16 protein-coding genes and 1 pseudogene are annotated in these 18,239 nt (G+C 73.7%); 9 read left to right on the forward strand and 8 right to left on the reverse strand.

The features are described 5' to 3' along the window. Positions 1-9: 9 nt before the first annotated feature. Both JL106_RS10355 and JL106_RS10360 read right to left on the reverse strand, forming a co-directional pair. Positions 10-531: a DUF1707 SHOCT-like domain-containing protein gene (locus JL106_RS10355; protein WP_205260628.1), complete on the reverse strand. Its 522-nt coding sequence runs from the start codon at positions 529-531 to the stop codon at positions 10-12. Between the two features lie 52 nt (positions 532-583). Further along, positions 584-1,306: a Maf family protein gene (locus JL106_RS10360; protein ID WP_328842005.1), complete on the reverse strand. Its 723-nt coding sequence runs from the start codon at positions 1,304-1,306 to the stop codon at positions 584-586. Positions 1,307-1,415: 109 nt separating this feature from the next. On the opposite strand from JL106_RS10360, the gene JL106_RS10365 reads away from it, so the two are divergent. The 3 genes from JL106_RS10365 to JL106_RS10375 all read left to right on the forward strand — a co-directional run bounded on the left by JL106_RS10365 (position 1,416) and on the right by JL106_RS10375 (position 4,806). Next, positions 1,416-2,342, forward strand: a complete 927-nt coding sequence (locus JL106_RS10365; RefSeq protein ID WP_205260630.1) for a biotin--[acetyl-CoA-carboxylase] ligase — start codon at positions 1,416-1,418, stop codon at positions 2,340-2,342. A gap of 152 nt (positions 2,343-2,494) precedes the next feature. Beyond that, entirely contained in the window at positions 2,495-4,000 is a 1,506-nt protein-coding gene (zwf, locus tag JL106_RS10370) for a glucose-6-phosphate dehydrogenase (protein WP_328842007.1), read from the forward strand. A gap of 59 nt (positions 4,001-4,059) precedes the next feature. Further along, the gene (locus JL106_RS10375) at positions 4,060-4,806 is read left to right on the forward strand and encodes a YggS family pyridoxal phosphate-dependent enzyme (RefSeq protein WP_205260631.1); all 747 of its coding nucleotides are present in this window, start codon (positions 4,060-4,062) and stop codon (positions 4,804-4,806) included. Positions 4,807-4,901: 95 nt separating this feature from the next. Here JL106_RS10375 and JL106_RS10380 read toward each other — a convergent pair whose 3' ends face one another. After that, positions 4,902-6,350 carry a glucose-6-phosphate dehydrogenase gene (locus tag JL106_RS10380; RefSeq protein ID WP_205260632.1) on the reverse strand — a complete coding sequence of 483 codons (1,449 nt, stop codon included), beginning with the start codon at positions 6,348-6,350 and terminating at the stop codon, positions 4,902-4,904. Between the two features lie 121 nt (positions 6,351-6,471). On the opposite strand from JL106_RS10380, the gene JL106_RS10385 reads away from it, so the two are divergent. The 3 genes and pseudogenes from JL106_RS10385 to JL106_RS20910 all read left to right on the forward strand — a co-directional run. After that, the gene (locus tag JL106_RS10385; protein ID WP_205260633.1) at positions 6,472-7,038 is read left to right on the forward strand and encodes a PH domain-containing protein; all 567 of its coding nucleotides are present in this window, start codon (positions 6,472-6,474) and stop codon (positions 7,036-7,038) included. Between the two features lie 52 nt (positions 7,039-7,090). Beyond that, on the forward strand, positions 7,091-7,870 hold the full coding sequence (locus JL106_RS10390) for a response regulator transcription factor (RefSeq protein WP_205260634.1): 780 nt from the start codon (positions 7,091-7,093) through the stop codon (positions 7,868-7,870). A 96-nt stretch (positions 7,871-7,966) separates the two neighbouring features. Continuing rightward, positions 7,967-9,088: pseudogene (locus JL106_RS20910) on the forward strand (sensor histidine kinase); the annotation flags it as partial. A gap of 137 nt (positions 9,089-9,225) precedes the next feature. On the opposite strand, the gene JL106_RS20915 reads toward JL106_RS20910, so the two are convergent. After that, positions 9,226-9,801, reverse strand: coding sequence for a GtrA family protein (locus tag JL106_RS20915; protein ID WP_328842011.1), 576 nt, complete (start codon positions 9,799-9,801; stop codon positions 9,226-9,228). A gap of 203 nt (positions 9,802-10,004) precedes the next feature. Here JL106_RS20915 and JL106_RS10400 point away from each other — a divergent pair, with 203 nt between their 5' ends. The 3 genes from JL106_RS10400 to JL106_RS10410 all read left to right on the forward strand — a co-directional run bounded on the left by JL106_RS10400 (position 10,005) and on the right by JL106_RS10410 (position 13,161). Then, positions 10,005-11,327, forward strand: a complete 1,323-nt coding sequence (locus JL106_RS10400; protein WP_205260636.1) for a 5-(carboxyamino)imidazole ribonucleotide synthase — start codon at positions 10,005-10,007, stop codon at positions 11,325-11,327. Between the two features lie 65 nt (positions 11,328-11,392). Further along, complete coding sequence (gene purE / locus JL106_RS10405; RefSeq protein ID WP_205260735.1) at positions 11,393-11,896, forward strand: 5-(carboxyamino)imidazole ribonucleotide mutase; 504 nt, start codon at positions 11,393-11,395, stop codon at positions 11,894-11,896. A gap of 98 nt (positions 11,897-11,994) precedes the next feature. Then, the gene (locus tag JL106_RS10410; protein ID WP_205260637.1) at positions 11,995-13,161 is read left to right on the forward strand and encodes an acyl-CoA dehydrogenase family protein; all 1,167 of its coding nucleotides are present in this window, start codon (positions 11,995-11,997) and stop codon (positions 13,159-13,161) included. On the opposite strand, the gene JL106_RS10415 is transcribed toward JL106_RS10410, so the two are convergent. The 4 genes from JL106_RS10415 to JL106_RS10430 form a co-directional block, all read right to left on the reverse strand. Next, positions 13,104-13,553, reverse strand: a complete 450-nt coding sequence (locus JL106_RS10415; protein ID WP_205260638.1) for a VOC family protein — start codon at positions 13,551-13,553, stop codon at positions 13,104-13,106. The two genes, JL106_RS10410 and JL106_RS10415, sit on opposite strands and share 58 nt — an antisense overlap. A gap of 76 nt (positions 13,554-13,629) precedes the next feature. After that, positions 13,630-14,520: an alpha/beta fold hydrolase gene (locus JL106_RS10420; RefSeq protein WP_205260639.1), complete on the reverse strand. Its 891-nt coding sequence runs from the start codon at positions 14,518-14,520 to the stop codon at positions 13,630-13,632. Between the two features lie 293 nt (positions 14,521-14,813). Then, positions 14,814-15,944 carry a TIGR03089 family protein gene (locus tag JL106_RS10425; protein WP_205260640.1) on the reverse strand — a complete coding sequence of 377 codons (1,131 nt, stop codon included), beginning with the start codon at positions 15,942-15,944 and terminating at the stop codon, positions 14,814-14,816. Positions 15,945-16,049: 105 nt separating this feature from the next. After that, a complete protein-coding gene (locus JL106_RS10430; RefSeq protein WP_205260641.1) occupies positions 16,050-17,552 on the reverse strand; it encodes an LCP family protein in 1,503 nt (500 codons plus the stop codon). Between the last annotated feature and the right edge of the window lie 687 nt (positions 17,553-18,239).

The following is an 18,239-nucleotide window of genomic DNA, read 5'->3' on the forward strand; positions in this document are numbered from 1 at the left end:
CCGCCGCTGTCAGTCCCGGTTCGGAGGGCGCTGGTCGTTCTGCACGGCGTTGGCGATACCGCCGACGATCGGGATGAGCAGCCAAGCGATCCACGCGACACCGCCGGGTACACCGATGGTCAACAAGAGCATGAACAGCCCGAAGGCCACCGGCACGGAGACGCCGGTGGCGATCGCCGCGGCCGTCTGCCCGCGGCTGCGCTTGACCGGTGCGTTCGGTACGAACGGCTGCGGCGGCATCGGTGCGCCGCCGCTGACGGCCGGGCTGCTGCCGGCGCGGACCGCGGGCAGCGCCCAGCCGGACAACTGGGGATGCGGGGCCGGCAGGTCGTCGAACAGCTCCTGCAGGTCGGCCACCGTGCGGGCCTGGGTCACCTTGGCGCTGCGCTCGCCGTACTCGTCCAGATCCAGCCGCCCGGCTGACAGGTGCTCGCCGAGCGCCTCCAGCGCGGCGTTGCGCTCCTGGTCGCCGACCCGGACCACACGGTTCCGGTCGGCGGGGTCGTTCCCGGGCGGCTGGGGTGCAGTCATGGCCACGACTGTAGGACCCGGGCCGGGGGGCGCCCCATGATCAGCACTCTGGTCAGCCGGTCGGACGCCGCCACAGGTCGGTGACCCGGACGCCGATCCCGGCCAGCAGCCGCCGGGTCAACGGCAGCGACAGCCCGATGACGTTGGACGGGTCGCCGTCCACGCCCTCGACGAACCAGCCGCCGAACCCGTCGATGGTCAGTGCGCCGGCCACGGCCATCGGCTCGCCGGTGGCCAGGTAGGCGTCCAGCTCCGCGCGGGAGGGGCGGCCCATCCGGACGACCGTGCTGCCGGTGTCCTCCGCGGCCGCGACCACCTGCCCGTCGACCACCCGGCGCACCGCGTGCCCGGTCAGCAGCAGGCCGTCCCGGCCCGCCATGGCCGCCCAGCGGCGCCGCGCCTCGTCGGCATCGGCCGGCTTGCCCTGCAGCCGGCCGTCCAGCAGCAGCATCGAGTCGCAGCCGATCACCACGAGATCGCCGTGCAGAAATGGATTCTCGGCAGTATCTGATGGTCGGAGCCCGCGCTCGCTCGTGCCTCGCTCGCGCGACTCCTCCTGCAACGCGGCGATCACCGCGTCCGCCTTGGCCGCGGCCAGCCGGGCCACCCGGACCGGTTCCGGTTCACCGGCCAGCGCCTCGAGCGCCGCGTCCTCGTCCACCGCCGAGACCCGCACCACCGGATCGATCCCGGCGGCGCGGAGCACCGCCAGCCGTGCCGGTGAGGCCGAGGCCAGCACCACGGTCGCCCCCTGCAGGGAAGCACTGCTCGTCACGCCTGACCGCCCTCCTGCGCCCCGGCGGCGCCCGGCCGCCATGCTTCCAGGCGGCTTCCAGGCGGCTTCCAGGCGCCGCCGCCCGTCCGGTGGCATCTAGGCTGCGGCCGTGCCCGACCAGCCCGCCGATGATGCCGCCGAACACCGGACCGACCCCGCCGACCGGACCCAGCTCGAGGAACGGGTCGCCACCTCCCGCCGCCCCGGATCCGCCGCCGAGGTCGCTGCCCGGACGACCGATCCGGCGCGCTGGTCGATCAGCTGGGTCCCGGCCACCGGTTCCACGAACACGGATCTGCTGGCCGCCGCCGCGGGCAACGGCCCGGGAGTGGCTTCGGGCGGCACACCGGTGCTCATCACCGACGAGCAGCGCACCGGCAAGGGCCGCTCCGGCCGGACCTGGACCAGCCCGCCGGGAGCGGGCCTGATGCTGTCCGTCCGCCTCGACCCCACCGGCATCCCCGTGTCCCGCTGGAGCTGGGGCGGCGCCGTACTCGGCCTGGCCGTGCGCACCGCGCTGCGCGACGTGGCCGGGATCGACGCCCAGCTCAAGTGGCCCAACGACGTGCTCATCGGCCCGGCCAAGGTGGCCGGGATCCTGGGGGAGAGCAACGGCCAGGACGTGGTGGTCGGGGTCGGGCTGAACGTCTCCCTCGCCTCCGACGAGCTGCCCCGAGCGGACGCGACGTCGCTGCTGCTGGCCGGGGCCACGGACGCCGGCCTCGACCGGGCCACCCTGGCCGCGGCCGTGCTGGACGCCTGGGGCGGCTGGGTCGATCGGTGGCGGGCGGCGGGCGGCGACGTCGGTGCCGCCGGTATCCACGACGCGTACCGGGCCGCCTGCGGCACCGTCGGCCGGACCGTCACCCTGCACCTGCCGGACGGCACCGATCTGGTCGGGCAGGCGGTGGACGTCACCGCGGACGGGGCCATCCAGGTCCGGTCGGCCGACGGGCCCGTCCGCACGTACGGCGCCGCCGACGTCACCCACCTGCGGCCGCTCGTCGATCATCGGGCCGATCACCCGACCGACTGATCCGACCACCGGGGAGCCCGCCCCGACGGCGGAGCCAGGAGGGACGGCGGCCGGTGACCGCTCCGCGACCGGCACGTGTCACTCGCGTGAACGACGGACCCGTCCGCGGGACGAACCTCCGCCAGGTCCGGTGTTGGTGACATCATGCGTGCGTGTCGAGTTCAGACGAGCACTCCGCGCAGACCATCGCCTACCCCGCCGCGGACGTGCTGCCGCGACGCCGGGGGGACGAGCCGCTCATGCCGCACGTGGTGGTGCTCTTCGGCGCCACCGGTGACCTGGCCCGCCGCAAGCTGCTGCCCGGACTCACCCACCTGGAGCTGTCCGACCTGACCCCGGACATCGAGGTGATCGGGACCTCGCTGGAGGAGATGGACGACGAGCAGTTCCGGGCCTTCGCCCGGCAGGCGGTCGACGAGTTCAGCCCCCGGCGGGTCAGCGACGACCAGTGGACCGAGTTCGCGCAGCGCCTGCACTACGTGCCGCAGTCGGCCGGGCCGGAGCCGCTGGCGGCGGCGGTCAAGGAGGCCGAGGAGCGGCTCGGCGACGGTGTGCGCCGCCTGCACTACCTGAGCGTCCCGCCCAAGGCGGCGCTCGCGGTGATCCGGATGCTGCGGGACGCCGGGCTGGTCGAACGCTCCCGCGTGGTCATGGAGAAGCCGTTCGGCACCGACCTGGCCAGCGCCATCGACCTGAACAACAAGGTCCACGAGACCTTCGACGAGTCGCAGATCTTCCGGATCGACCATTTCCTGGGCAAGGAGGCGGCGCAGAACATCCTGGCGTTCCGCTTCGCCAACGGCCTGTTCGAGCCGATCTGGAACCGCAACTTCATCGACCACATCCAGATCGACATCCCCGAGACCCTCGGGCTGGACCGGCGGGCCGGGTTCTACGAATCGACCGGCGCCTACAAGGACATGGTGGTCACCCACCTGTTCCAGGTGCTGGCCTTCGTGGCCATGGAGCCGCCGACCGCGCTGGAACCGCGGGCCATCAGCGAGGAGAAGAACAAGGTCTTCCGCTCGCTGCTGCCCATCGAGCCGCGACACGTGGTGCGCGGCCAGTACTCCGGGTACCGGCGCGAGGAGGGGGTCAGCCCCGAGTCGGACACCGAGACGTTCATCGCGCTGAAGGCCCGGGTGGACAACTGGCGCTGGGCCGGCGTGCCGTTCTACCTGCGCACCGGCAAGCGGATGGAGCAGGGCCAGCGCATCATCTCGATCGCGTTCAAGGAGGCCCCGAAGTCGATGTTCGCGCCGAACTCCGGCGTGGGCACCCAGGGACCGGACCACCTGACGTTCGACCTGGCCGACGAGTCGAAGGTGTCGCTGTCGTTCTACGGCAAGCGGCCCGGCCCGGGCATGCGGCTGGAGAAGCTGTCCATGCAGTTCTCCACCCAGGACACCGAGCGGGCCGGCGACGTCCTCGAGGCGTACGAGCGGCTGATCATGGACGCGATGCGCGGCGACCACACCCTGTTCACCAGCGCCGAGGGCATCGAGAGCCTGTGGCAGCGGTCGCAGCCGCTGCTCGACAATCCGCCGCCGGTGAAGGTCTACTCGCCCGGCTCCTGGGGGCCGAACGCCATCCACCAGCTCGTCGCGCCGCACGCCTGGCGGCTGCCGTTCGAGCGGGCCTGGCGGCAGTCCCGCTGATCGTCCGGTGGTCGTCCGGTGCTCGTCCGGACTGCGGCGACCGGCCGTAGGGTCGTCCGGTGACCCTGACTGCGTGCTCGCCCAAATCGGAGGACGACGGGCTCGCCGTCCGGCTGGCCGGAGTGCGGGCGATGGTCAACCACGCCGCCACTGCGGCCGGCCGGGACCCGGCCGGTGTCCGCGTGCTGCTGGCCACCAAGACGGTGGGCGCGGACCGGGTGCTGGCCGTGCTCCGCGCCGGCTGGACGCTGATCGGCGAGAACCGGGTCCAGGAGGTGCTGGCCAAGGCACCGGAGCTCGAGGAGGCCCGGCTCGCCGGAGTGCCGCACGAACTGCACTTCATCGGGCATCTGCAGTCCAACAAGGTGAACCAGGTGCTGCCGCGCCTGACGTGCCTGCAGACGCTGGACTCGGCCGAGCTGGCCGACCGGCTGGACCGCCGGCTCGCGGCGCTGGACCGCACGCTGGACGTGATGGTGCAGGTCAACGTGTCGGGCGAGGCCAGCAAGTCGGGCGTCGACCCCGAGGCGGCCCTGGACCTGGTCGGCGCGGTGGCCGCCCGGTCGCGGTTGCGCGTCACCGGGCTGATGACGATCGGGCTGAACTCGCCGGACCGCGGCGCGGTCCGGGCCGGGTACGCCCGCCTGGCCCAGCTGCGGGAACAGGTGCTGGCCCAGCGGCTGGCCGGCCCGGGGCCGATTGAGCTGAGCATGGGGATGAGCGGCGACTACGCGGACGCCATCACCGAGGGCGCCACCATGGTCCGCCTCGGCTCGGCGGTGTTCGGGGCCCGGCCGGCCCGCTGACGCGGGGGTGTCGTGGCGGGCCGACCGGGAGCCGGACCATCGCCGGCAGATGGTCACGGGCAGATGGTCACCGGCAGATGCTCACCGGCGGACGGTCACTGGCCGACGAGCCAGGTGTCCGGGGCGATCAGGTCCGCGGCGGCCTGCGGACCCCAGGACCCGGGCGCGTACGGCTGGATGGCCGGCGGCGCCTGCAGCACCGGTTCGACCACGGCCCAGGCGGCGGCCAGCCCGTCGGACCGGGTGAACAGGCTGCGGTCGCCCTGCAGCACGTCGTTGATCAGCCGGGCGTACGGCTCGAGCGCGTCCCCACCCTCGACCTCGGCCAACTGGATGGCCGCGGTGCTGGTGGTCAGCTCGAGCCCGGTGCCCGGCTCCTTGATGACCAGCGACAGGTCGATCCCGCCCTTGCCCTTGAGGTCGAAGGTCAGCACGCCGTGGTCGGCCGGCACGTCGAACGGCGTCCGCTCCGGCTCCCGCAGCAGCAGGCTGACCTGCTGGGCGCCACCGGCCAGGCGCTTGCCGGTGCGCAGGTAGAACGGCACCCCGCGCCAGCGATCGTTGTCGATCCACAGCCGGCAGGCGGCGAAGGTGTCCTGGTCCGAGCCGGGGTCGATGCCCTCGACGTCCCGGTACCCGTCGAACTGACCGAACACCACCTCGGCCGGGTCCAGCGGCCGGAACTGGCTGATCACCGCCTCGCGGGCCGATTGCAGGTCGTCGGCGGACAGGCTGGCCGGGGTGTCCATGGCCACCTCGGCCGCGACCTGCAGCAGATGGGTGACGATCATGTCCAGGAAGGCGCCGGTGGCGTCGTAGAACTTGGCCCGATCGGCGATGTCCAGGGTCTCCGGCACGTCGATCTGCACGGCCCGGACGTGCGTGCTGCTCCATGCGTCACCGATGAGCGAGTTGGCGAACCGCAACACGTGCAGGTTCTGCGTCGCCTCCTTGCCCAGGAAGTGGTCGATCCGGAACACCTGGGACTCGTCGAGCACCTCGTGCACGGTGTCGTTCAGCGTGCGGAAGGTCTCCGGGGAGACACCGAACGGTTTCTCGTAGACCACCCGGGCGCCCTTGGCCAGCCCGTGCTGGCCCAGCGCCCGGGTGTTCTCGGCGAACGCCACCGGCGGCACCGCGAAGTAGTGGATCATCTGGGCGCGGTCGCCGCCCTCCTGCTCACGCGCCTCGGCCAGCACGTCGAGCAGGCTGCCCGGATCGTCGGAGTCGAAGCCGCCGCCGGCGAACCGCAGCCGGGACGAGAAGTCCGCCCAGGCCGCCGCGTTCTCGGCCGCCTCCGGGTCGGCGCCGAACTCGCTGAGCACGTCGTGCACGTGCCCCTTGAAGTCCTCGTGGCTGACGTCGCCGCGGCCGTTGCCGACCAGCAGGTAGTTCTCCGGCAGCAGCCCCTGCTGGGCCAGCGAGAAGAACGCCGGCAGCACCATCCGCTTGGCCAGGTCGCCGGTCGCGCCGAACAGCACGAACACGGTGGGAGGCTCGCTCCGGTGGCCGGACTGCTGTGCCGATCCGCCTGCACTGGTCATCTGTTCCACCCCTTGTCCGTCGTGGCCGATCACCCGGTCACGGTCCGTCACCCCGGCGGAAGCCTACGTGTCCGGCGTTGATCGTTCCCGTCGGCCGCAGGGGTGAGTACTGTCCGCACGCATGGCCTACCCCGACGCCCTGCTGTCGCGGGGCGAGCGCGTCGTGGTGCACAAGCACCCGTCGTGGAAGGTGCTCATCGCGCCGGCGGTCTGGTTCGTGGTGATCATTGCGGCCGCGTTCACCGGCGCGGCGCTGATGCGGCGCTGGGAGGATCACGTCATCGGCTGGTGGATCACCGCGGCCGTGGCCGTGGTGCTGCTGGTCCTGCTGGTGCTGGTGCCGTTCCTGCGTTGGCGGACCGAGCACTTCGTGATCACCAACCACCACATCTTCTTCCGCACCGGGATCCTGAACCGGACCGAGCACCGCATCCCGCTCATCCACGTGCAGAACATGCAGACCGACGTGACGTTCCTGGGCCGGCTGCTCGGCTACGGCACGCTCATCGTCGAGTCCGCCGCCGACCAGCCGCTGACGTTCCGCAACGTCGCGTCGCTGCCCACGGTGCAGCACACGCTCAACCAGCTGATCATGGACGACCGCGACCGGTACCGCGGCGGCGGACCCGGCCCGGCGCCGGCCGGTCCGATCCCGGCGACGCCGCCGCTGCCGCCGGCACACGGCTGATCCCCGGACCAGGACCAGGTCCGTGATCCGGGCCCGGTCGTAGGGTGACCGCGTGACGACGGTGCTGCTGGTGGAGGACGACCCGGCGATCGCCGTCCCGCTGTCGCGGGTGCTGACCCGTGAGGGCTACCGGGTGGCGCACGCCGCGAGCGGTGGCGCCGCGGTCGAGGTGTTCACCGGCGGTCGCGGCCCGGGCGGCGCCGACGCGATCGACGTGGACGTGGTCATCCTCGACCTGGGCCTGCCGGACGTCGACGGCCTGGAAGTGTGCCGGCGCATCCGGGCCGCGGCCGCCCAGGTCCCGGTGCTCATGCTCACCGCGCGGACCGACGAGGCCGATCTGATCGTGGGACTGGACGCCGGCGCCGACGACTACGTCGGCAAACCGTTCCGGATGGCCGAGCTGCTCGCGCGGATCCGGGCGCTGCTGCGGCGGCGCACCCCCGCCCTGCTCGAGGTCTCCGGGGTCCGGATGGAGACCGCAGCCCGGCGGGTCGAGGTGGACGGGGCCGAGATCACGCTGGCCAACAAGGAGTTCGAACTGCTCCGGGTGATGATGAGCCGGGCCGGCCAGGTGGTGACCCGCGAGGAGATCCTGGCCGAGGTCTGGAACGACCCCGGGATGAAGAGCACCAAGACGCTGGACATGCACATGTCCTGGCTGCGGCGGAAGCTGGCCGGCGCGACCGCCGGCGAGGCCGGGGACGGCGGGACCGAGCCGACCCGCATCTCCACCGTGCGCGGCATCGGGTTCCGCTTCGAGGTGTGGACGCCGGACGGGGCCGACCGCGCCGGCAGCACCGGGGCCGGCGGCGACCCGGGCGGGAGCTGACGGGTGCGCCGCCGGGTGCTGCTGTCGACCCTCCTGGCCATCGCCGCGACGGTGCTCACCCTGGGGGTCCCGCTGGGGTTCGTCTCCTGGCGGGTGGTGGACGACCTGCTGCACCGCGACCTGTCCGGCCGGCTCGCCGCCGTCAACAACCTGATCCTCGACCAGGTCGCCGGCGACACCGGCGCCGGCGGGGCGGACCCGGTCGAGCTGGATGTCCGCCGGCTCGAGGCCCAGGTGCCCTCCGGTGGGCGGCTGGACATCCGGATGGCCGGCCGCATCGACCAGTCGGTGGGCCCGCCGCTGGACGGCCAGGTGGTGAGCGAGCAGCTGGTGATGAGCGGCGGCGGCCTGCTGCGGCTGTCGGTGCCGGAGTCCGCGCTGCGGTCCGACCAGATCACCGTGCTGGCCCTGGTCGTCGCAGCGATCGGCCTGTCCGGCGTGGTCGGGACCGGGGTGGCGTTGCTCACCGCCCGCCGCCTGGTCACGCCGCTCACCGAGCTGGCCGGGCGGGCCGCTCGGCTCGGCGCCGGGGACTTCCGCACGTCCGGCCGGCGGTACCAGATCGGGGAACTGGACCGGGTGGCCGAGGTGCTCGACCAGGCCGCTGCCGACATCGCGGCCCTCATCGGTCGGGAGCGGGACCTGGCCGGCGACATCTCCCACCAGCTGCGCACCAGGCTGACCGGCATCCGGCTGCGGCTGGAGGAGCTGTCCATGCACCCCGACCCGGAGGTGGTGCAGGAGGTGCAGGCCGCCCTGGACCAGACCGACCACCTGGTCACCGTGGTCGACGACCTGCTGGCCGGCGCTCGCTCGCAACGGGCCGGCGGCGCTCACGAGGTGGTGCTCGACGACCTGCTCGCCGAGGTGCGACGGGACTGGCGGGAACGGCTGGCCGAGGTCGGGCGCCGGCTGGAGGTGGTCGACGCGCCCGCCGTGCGGGTGCACGCCACCGCGGTGCGGCTCCGCGAGGCGCTGGGCGTGCTCATCGACAACGCGCTGCAGCACGGGCAGGGCCGGGTCACCGTGCAGATGCGCTCACCGGGCCGCGCCGGGCCCACCTCCGGGATGGTCGTGCTCGAGGTGACCGACGAGGGGTCGGGGGTGGCCGACGGACTCGTCGGGCACGTCTTCGACCGCGGGGTGTCCACCGCGTCCTCGACCGGCATCGGACTCGGGCTGGCCCGCGCGTTCCTCGAGGCGGACGGCGGCCGGCTGGAGTTGACCCGGGCGCGGCCGCCGGTGTTCGCGGTGTTCCTGCCGCCGTGGGAGCCGACGGCCGTCGGCGAGCGCGACCAGGACGATGCGGCCGATGTGGACGACATGGCCGGGGGAGCCGGCCGGCCGTCCCGCCGTCAGGACCCGGACGCGGGCGGCAGCGGCTCGCGCACCGGTGCCAGCGGGGCGGTCGTCACTGACGCGACCGGGGAGGTCGGCGCATCGGGATCGTCGAACTCGTCGTACTCCTCGAGCTCGTCCGGGAAGACGAACCGGCGGTAGGCCCAGTACCGGAACATCATCCCGATGACCGTGCCGATCAGGTTGGCCGCCACGAAGTCGGCGATGGTCACCGCGAACTGGCTGTGGTGCTCGGTGGTGAAGCCCAGGACGTACCGCGACACGGCCAGCGGGATCAGGTTCAGGCCGAGCGCCAGCGCGTTGACCACGAAGAAGAGCATCGCCTCGTGGTGCCGCTCGCGGCCGCCCCGGTGGTTGAAGGACCACTCGCGGTTGGCGATGTAACTGAAGATGGTCGAGACCAGGATCGAGATGATCTTCGCGGTGATGACCTTCTCGGCCAGCACGGTGTGCGACAGCACGGTGAAGATGGCGGTGTCGATGCACCATGCCGTGCCACCGACCACCAGGAACTTGGCCATCTCCCGGTACTTCGGTGGCAGAACATCCTTGACCCGGTCGATGACTCCCACGAGGGCGGAGTCTACGGCTGTCACCTGGGCATCCGGGCTGGACGAGGCCTCCGGGAGCCCGGTGCGCCGCACACTGAGACGTTTCGCACCGCGAATGGTCAAGGTCCGGTCAAGTCGGACTCAACGCGCTGTCAACTCGGCCCCGGTCCGGGGGGATGCCGGTCGATCGGGGCCGGCGGTCAGCACAACTACGCTGTCCGGTCGTGGACGAACGGACGCAGCTGCCGCGGGTCGGCATGGTCGGTGGTGGACAGCTGGCGCGGATGACGCACCAGGCGGCGATCGCCCTGGGGCAGTCGGTCCGGATCCTGGCCACCTCGCCGGACGACTCGGCCGCGTTGGTCGCGCCGGACGTGACGATCGGCTCGCACCTGGACCGGGATGCGCTGCTGGCCTTCGCGCGCGGCTGCGACGTCGTCACCTTCGACCACGAGCACGTCCCCGGGGAACATCTCGAGGCCCTGGCTGCGGCCGGCCACACCGTCGCGCCCGGCGCGGCGGCCCTGCGGTACGCCCAGGACAAGGCAGCCATGCGGACCCGGCTGGCCGAGCTGGGCCTGCCGGTGCCGGCTTTCGCCGTCGTCCCGGTGGCAGGCCGGGACGCGGCGGCGGTGACCGCCGACATCGAGACCTTCGCCCACGGACAGGACCGGCGCGGTGGGCGGGACTGGCCGGTGGTGGCCAAGTCCGCCCGCGGCGGCTACGACGGCCGCGGCGTCTTCGTGCTGCGGTCGTCGGACGACGCGGCCGAGCTGGCCGCCCAGCTGAGCGCGACCCCGGACCCGGCCGAGCTGGTGCTGGAGCCGTTCGTCCCCATGGCCCGCGAGCTGGCCGCCGTGGTCGCCCGTTCACCGTTCGGGCAGGCGGCGGCCTGGCCGGTGGTGCAGACCGTGCAGGACGACGGCATCTGCGTCGAGGTCATCGCCCCTGCTCCGGAGCTGCCCGAGGACCGGGCCGCGGCCGCCACCCGGTTGGCCCTGCGCATCGCCGACGCCCTCGGCGTGGTCGGGGTGCTGGCCGTGGAGCTGTTCGAGGTGGCACCGGGCCCGGACGCGCCGGACGGCATCCTGGTCAACGAGCTGGCCATGCGGCCGCACAACTCGGCGCACTGGAGCATGGACGGCGCCGTCACCGGGCAGTTCGAGCAGCACCTGCGCGCCGTCCTGGACTACCCGCTGGGCCGCACCGATGCGCTGGCGCCGTGGACGGTGATGGGCAACGTGCTGGGCGGTCCGGCCGACGGGCTGGGTGCTGCGGTCGGCATCGACGAGCGACTGCACCACCTGTCGGCCCGCTTCCCGCAGGTCAAGGTGCACCTGTACGGCAAGACGCCCCGGCCCGGGCGCAAACTCGGGCACGTGAACGTGCTCGGCTCCGACCTGGCCGAGCTGCGGCGGACCGCCCAGTTGGCCGCCGCCTACCTCGGTTCGGGCCAGTGGCCGGACGGCTGGGACCCGCACACCGCCGATGCGGCGTCCCCCGGCGGTCCGGGAGGCCCTGGTCCCGCCGCTACCCTGCCCCGGTGACCAATGCCGAGCAGTCCACCGACGGGGCCCGGACCCGGGTCGTCGACCCGCTGGTCGGAGTGATCATGGGCAGCGACTCGGACTGGCCGGTGATGCAGGCCGCGGCGGCGGTGCTCACCGAGTTCGACGTGCCGTTCGAGGCCGGGGTCTACTCCGCCCACCGGACGCCGCAGCGGATGCTCGACTGGGCCGGCTCAGCCGCGGACCGCGGGCTGCGGGTGGTCATCGCCGGCGCCGGCGGCGCGGCCCACCTGCCCGGCATGGTCGCCTCGGCCACCGTGCTGCCGGTGATCGGGGTGCCGGTGCCGCTCAGGACGCTGGACGGCATGGACTCGCTGCTGTCGATCGTGCAGATGCCGGCCGGGATCCCGGTGGCCACGGTGTCCATCGGGGGCGCGCACAACGCCGGGCTGCTGGCCGTGCGGATGCTGGCCGGCGACACCGGCCCGCTGGGCCGACGGCTGCGCGCCGACCTGGCCCGGTACGCCGACGGCCTGCAGCGGCTGGTGCTGGACAAGCACGAGGCGCTGCAGCAGCGGGTGGCCGAGGTGATGGACCCGCCGGGCTGACCTGCGGACCACCTCGCCTGCACCCGGGGCTACCCGGCAGTAACCTGCCGGTGGGTCATCCACGACTCGGGTGGGTGCGGCGGCTGCGGAGGTGTTCGATGGGCTCGAGCGGGTCGGACGGGTCGTTCACGCTCACCGACGACCAGCAGGCGGTGCGCGAGGCCGTCCGTGAGCTGGCCCTCGGCGAGATCGCACCGCATGCCGCGGATGTCGACGAGCGGGAGCGCTATCCGGTGGAGGCCCAACAGGCGCTGGCCAAGACCGGGTTCAACGCCGTGCACATCCCGGAGGCCTACGGCGGGGCGGGCGCCGACGCCATCACCACGGTGATCGTCATCGAGGAGGTGGCCCGGGTCTGCGCCTCGTCCTCGCTCATCCCGGCGGTCAACAAGCTCGGGTCCATGCCGCTGCTGCTGTCGGCGTCCGAGGAGCTCAAGGCCCGGGTGCTGCCGGAGATCGCGGCCGGCGACGCGATGATCTCGTACGCCCTCTCCGAGCGGGAGGCCGGCAGCGACGCGGCGTCCATGCGCACCCGCGCCCGGCGGGACGGGGACGACTGGGTGCTCAACGGCACCAAGACCTGGATCACCAACGCCGGGGTGTCCCGGTGGTACACGGTGATGGCGGTGACCGACCCGGACGCGGTCCGGCCGTCGCAGGGCATCTCGGCGTTCGTGGTGCACGCCGACGACGAGGGCTTCTCCGTCGGGCACAAGGAACGCAAGCTCGGCATCAAGGGCTCGCCGACCTGCGAGCTGCACTTCGAGCAGTGCCGGATCCCGGGCGACCGGATCATCGGCGAGCCAGGCACCGGATTCGCCACCGCGTTGGCCACCCTGGACCACACCCGCCCGACCATCGGGGCGCAGGCCGTCGGCATCGCGCAGGGCGCGCTGGACGTGGCCATCACGTACCTCAAGGAGCGCCGCCAGTTCGGCTCGAAGCTGGCCGACTTCCAGGCGCTGCAGTTCATGGTGGCCGACATGGCCATGCGCATCGAGGCGGCCCGGACCCTGACCTACCAGTCCGCCGCGGCCACCGAGCGGGGCGACGCGAACCGCACCTTCCTGGCCTCGGCGGCCAAGTGCCTGGCCTCGGACGTGGCCATGGCCGTCACCACCGACGCCGTGCAGCTGCTCGGCGGGGCCGGCTACACCCGCGACTTCCCGGTCGAGCGGATGATGCGGGACGCCAAGATCACCCAGATCTACGAGGGCACCAACCAGATCCAGCGCCTGGTGATGGCGCGGAACCTGCTGCGCTGACGGCTCAGTCGCTCGGCGGAGCCGGGTGCTGGCAGACCGCCTCGAGGTTGATGCCGTGCGGGTCGTTCACGACCCCGCAGTCGTGATCCTCGTGGTACTGCGGCCAGGGCGGCGGCGTGGAACGCGTCCACCTCGCTGCGGTCGTCGACGGTGAAGGCCAGGTGCATGTCCGTGCCGCCCGTGCCCTCGTCGACCAGCCAGAAGTACGGCGTGCGGTCGGGCCAGCCTGATCCCGTCATCGCCGGGTGGGTGCGGTCCTCCGCGGCCGGGATGACGAGCATCGTGCTGATCCCGATCGAGGCCAGCACCGGCTCGGAGAACGCCGTCGCCGCGGCCAGGTCGGGCACGGCAATGTTCAGCTCGTCGATGCGGGAGCTGGATCGATCGGGCACGGGACGTCCTCTCGCCGAGGGGTCTCACTGATCGGGGGACCGGCATCCGGGTCGGTCCGGGTGCAGCACCGCCCGATCAGCCGGCCAGCACCGTCCGCAACGCGGCCGCGAACGCCGGCGGATCGCCGGCGGGCGCGCCGCCGCCGCCCTCGGAGAACCCGACGTGGTGGCTGGGGACGGTGACCACCGGGACGCCGAGCAGCTCGGCCAGGGCGACGCCCGCCCGGGCGGCGAACTCGCCCTCGGACTCCGCGCCGACGGCCACGACGATCCGGGTGGCCGCGGCTCGCAGCGCGGCCAGGTCCGGCTGGTACGCGGTGCCCGCTCGCAGGTTCTGGCCGAGCAGCACGTCGTCGCGGGACCCGTCGTCGGTGGTGGGCAGTCCGAACGCCGCCGGGTCGGGGGCCGGGTCGAAGACGTCCGCGCCGATCGGGCCGCGGCGCATGACCAGCGTGATGAACCGGGCCATGCCGGCGCCGAACCCGTCCTGCTGGTAGGCGTCGGCCACCGCCGTGCAGGCGGCCAGCGCGGCGTCCCGGTCGGGGAGCATGCGGGCCAGTGGCGGTTCGTGGGCGACCAGGGTGCGGACCTGCTCGGGATGGGCGGTCACCAGGGCGAGCGCGTTCACCGCGCCGCCGCTGCTGGCGAAGACGTCGACCGGTCCGTCGGTGACCGCGGCGATGATCCGGTGCAGGTCGCCGGCGTGGTCGTCCGGAGTGCTCGGTGCCGTCGGATCGGGCCGGGTGCTGCGGGCGGACCCGCGCGGGTCGTACGTGATCACCGTGCGGTCGCCGACATGCGCGGCCAGCGCGGCCAGCCCGGCCGCCGGCATCGGTGAGGCGAACAGGAACAGCGGGACGTCGTCCCCGGTGCCGGGCCGCACGTCGTAGGTCAGGACCGCGCCGGGGACCTCGAGGGTGGCGGTGTGCACGTCGGTGTCGGACGGGGCGGTGGTGGGCTGGCTCATCGCGGGCTCCTGTGAGGACGGGCGGGTCGGCTGCACGTCCGACCGCCCGGTCGCGGCGAACTCATCGGCCGGCGCCGATGATCGGTGCACGCGGTGGTGAGGCCATCCGGCGGTCGGCCGCGGATGCGCCCCCGGTCTCGTCGTCGGGCCGCGGTCGCGCCGACGACCTGGAGGTGCGCCGCCCACCCGTGGCGCGGAGACGCGAGGACGGCGCGCCACCGGAGCGGCTGCAGGAATCCGGTGCGGCTGTCGGAACTCGGCGCGCCGGATGACCCGGCCCGGTCAGCCGATGATCACCGCACGACGGGCAGCCCCGGCACCAGTACTCCGACCGTCGCGGTGGCCTTCTCCATCGCGGCGATCCGCTCGACGTCCGGTCCGGCCGCCCCGGCCGGTCCCGACGTCCGGTCGTCGCCCGGCGCCCCGGCGTCCACGTCGCTGAGATCGGCGGCCACGGCCGGGCCAGCGCCGTCGTCCGGCGGCAGCTGGACCAGGGAACCGTCCACGGCCAGCGCGGTGAGCAGGGTGGCGGCCACGCCGTGCGGCAGCGACCACGCCCCGGTGGACAGCAGTCGGCTGCCGGTGGGCAGCTGGGCCGCCGTGGTGTCGACCAGCTGCAGCAACTGCGTGACGGTCACCGCGCCGGACCCGGTGCGGACGGCCACCGCGTCCGGGCTGCGCGGCAGGCCGCGCGGGGTGTACCGGTCGGCCTGCGGCAGCACCGCGGACGAGAAGTCCTGCTGGTGCGGTTCCAGGTCATGGCTCGGCGCGCCGAGCGGATCGGCCGAGACCACGAACACCTCGTCGCAGCCGGAGTCGTCGCCCTCGGCCACGAAGGCCACCGACGGCGCGGCCCCGGCGCGGCCGGGCTGGGCGGCATCGGCGACATCGGCGTCCGTGGGGTCCTCGAAGTCGGTGACCGCACATCCGGCCCACCAGGCCCCGAGCAGGATGGCCGCCGTCTGCCAGCGGGTGCCGGTCCGCACCACCACGGTGCTGCCGGCGGCCAGGCCCAGCTCGTCGGTCAGCAGCCCGGCCACCTTGGCCGCCCAGTTGGCCAGGGACGCGGTGGACAGCTCCACGCGCGCGCCGTCGGCCGAGTGGGCGGTGAGCCGCGGGCGGTGCGGGTCGAGCGCGAGCAACGGCCCGAGCAGGGCCACCGTCACGCTGCCGGATGCGGTGCCGACGCTGCCGAGCGGGCGGGACGACCCGGTCACGGCCACCTGCACGGAGACCGGCGGCGAGGCCGGCTGGGTCGACCCGGGCGCAGGGCCGCCGGCAGGGCCGGGCGCGACCAGCGGGCCGGCCGGATCCGGTCCACCGCCGAGCAACGAGCGGCCGCGCATCCCGCCGGGACGATCAACCCGATCAGCCTGATCGGCCGGCACCGGTCCGGCGGGCTCGGTGGACGACGGGTCGGTCATGCGTCCTCCCGGACGATCGGGCGCGGCCGGTCGGGCCGTGCGACTCGTCCGAGTCTGCCCGGTCGCGGCTCCCGCCCTGATCCAACGGGTCGCCGGCTCGGGACGTCAGTTCACGCAGGGCACCGACGACTGGAACGACGGCGTCACCGGCGCCGCACTGCCGGCCCCCGGCGCGGCCGCCGTCTGAGCCGGGTCGGCGGCCGGCTCGGGGGCCGGGGTGCTGCTCGCTCCGCTGATGCTGATGTTCAGGTCGGTGCCCACCTCGACGACCACGTGCCCGGCCGGCACGTCGGGGTCCTCGCTGAGCACGCCCAGGCCGAACGCCTGCTGCACGGCGACCGCTGCGTCCCGCTCACCCGGCGCGTACCGCATCGAGGTGGCCGCGGTCTCGTCGTCGACGTCGGTGCCCGGCACCACGCCGGTGATGCCCAGTTCGAAGCCGGCGGTCCGCACCTTGTCGACGGCGAAGTCGGTGACCCCGTCGGCGATGGTGCCGTCCTGGATGTCGACGGTGACCGAGGCCGGGTCGACCGGCTCGGCGGCGGTCTCCTCGGCGGTCGAACTCTCGGCGATGGAGGCGAAGAACGCCTGGATCTCGGCCGAGTCGGTGGCCAGGGCGTCGCTGCTGGCCGACGGCTCGGTGCCGTGGGTGGGCAGGGTCGCGAAGGTGATGTTGCCCGAGCTCATGTCGAGCATCTGGGTGGCGAAGTCGAGCACGGCGAAGTCCTTGTCGAACACCACCGAGCGGTTGGCCGCCTCGATGAGGGCGTTGATCCGGGCGGGATTCAGCGACCCGATCGAGAGGATCTTGTCCGCCGCCCCGGACAGGAACGCCTGTTGACGCCGCACCCGGTCCAGGTCACCCCCCGGCAGGCCGTGCCGCTGCCGGACGAAGGCGAGCGCCGCGGTGCCCTGCACCTCCTGCGGGCCGGCGGCGAAGTCAGCTCCGGACCACGGGTCGTCCACCGGCGCGTTGAGGCAGACGGGGATGCCGCCGATCGCGTTGGACAGCAGGTAGAAGCCGAGCAGGTTCACCTCGGCGTAGTGGTCGACCTGCAGCCCGGTGAACGCCTGCACCACCTTGACCAGCATGGTGCGGCCGGCCTCGTTGGACTGCCGCTCGATCTCGGGCCGGTCCGTCACGCCCTCGGCGACCAGGCGCTGCTCGGTGTAGGCCTTGGCCGTGCCGTAGAAGGAGTTGATCTTGTTCGGCTGGTAGGTGCCGGAACTGCCGTTGGCGTACGGGCCGTCGACCTGCTCGGTGACCGTCTTGCCGATCCAGGTGTCGCGGGGCAGGGAGACCGCGGTGGCGCGACCGCCGCCCTCGGGCACGTGCACCACGATCATCGTGTCGGTGTTGGTGCCGCCGCCGTCGTCCTCCGTGCCGACCTGGGCGAGTTCCTCGGCGCTGAGCGGGTTGCCGTCGGCGTCGGTCCGGGAGTCGGACCCGACCAGCAGCATGGTCATGCCGCCCTCGAACGTGACCCCGGCGCCGCCGGCGTTCGCGGCCGCGTCCGAGGTGGCGCTGCCGCGCTGGATGCTGTCGGTGACCGCCCAGGCGATGCCGGTGCCGGCGAACACGGCGACCGCCAGCAGCAGACTGGCCACCCGGACGGCCAGGCCGGCACCGCCGCGCCGCCGCCGTGGGCCCGCCGGCTCGCGGTCCGGGCCTCCAGGCCCGCCGGGCCCGCCGGGTCCGGACGGGCCGCGAGGGGGGCGCCCGGATCCGGCGTCGGCGGGCCGGGGTGCAGCGGCGTACGCCCGGGTCGGCGGCGGGGCGCCGGTCGGGCGGCCCGCCGTGGTCCGGGTCCGGCCGGCCCGGTCCGACCGTCGGTCCTGGGGCGCCGGCCAAGGCTGGTCCGCGGGGGCCTGGGACCAGGCCCGCCCGCCCGGGTAGGGGCTGGCGGGACGAGGAGCGGACGGGCGGTCGTCGTACCGGTCGTCGTACCGGTCGTCGTACCGGGAGGAGGCGTCGCCCCGCCACGACCGGGCGTCCGGTCCGGGCTGCTGACCGGGCCGGGACGGGCCCGGTCCCCGATCACCCGGCGGGGTCCAGCCCGCGCCGGGTGCCCGATCCGCCCACGGCGGCGGGGTGGGCCGTCGGGGGGCCTGCGGGCGCGGCGTCGGCCGACGCACGTCCTGCGGATCCTGCGGGTGCGACGGCCGGGACCCGGACGGGGCGGCCGGATCGCCCGGCGGGGGACTGGACGGGGTGTTGGCGCGGGGGCCGTACCGGCGTGGGCCGCGACGGTCGTCCGTCGGTCGCCCGTCGTCTCGCCAGTCCGTCATGCCGAC

Origin of the sequence: Nakamurella leprariae (assembly GCF_016918035.1) — a bacterium.
Classification (GTDB): domain Bacteria; phylum Actinomycetota; class Actinomycetes; order Mycobacteriales; family Nakamurellaceae; genus Nakamurella; species Nakamurella leprariae.

Bases quoted from the DNA above. Each gene is read 5' to 3' on its own strand.
- JL106_RS10355 (WP_205260628.1), bottom strand. From the start codon at position 531: ATGACTGCACCCCAGCCGCCCGGGAACGACCCCGCCGACCGGAACCGT.
- JL106_RS10380 (WP_205260632.1), bottom strand. From the start codon at position 6,350: ATGACCAGTGCAGGCGGATCGGCACAGCAGTCCGGCCACCGGAGCGAG.
- JL106_RS10385 (WP_205260633.1), top strand. From the start codon at position 6,472: ATGGCCTACCCCGACGCCCTGCTGTCGCGGGGCGAGCGCGTCGTGGTG.
- purE (WP_205260735.1), top strand. From the start codon at position 11,393: ATGGGCAGCGACTCGGACTGGCCGGTGATGCAGGCCGCGGCGGCGGTG.
- JL106_RS10410 (WP_205260637.1), top strand. From the start codon at position 11,995: ATGGGCTCGAGCGGGTCGGACGGGTCGTTCACGCTCACCGACGACCAG.
- JL106_RS10420 (WP_205260639.1), bottom strand. From the start codon at position 14,520: ATGAGCCAGCCCACCACCGCCCCGTCCGACACCGACGTGCACACCGCC.
- JL106_RS10425 (WP_205260640.1), bottom strand. From the start codon at position 15,944: ATGACCGACCCGTCGTCCACCGAGCCCGCCGGACCGGTGCCGGCCGAT.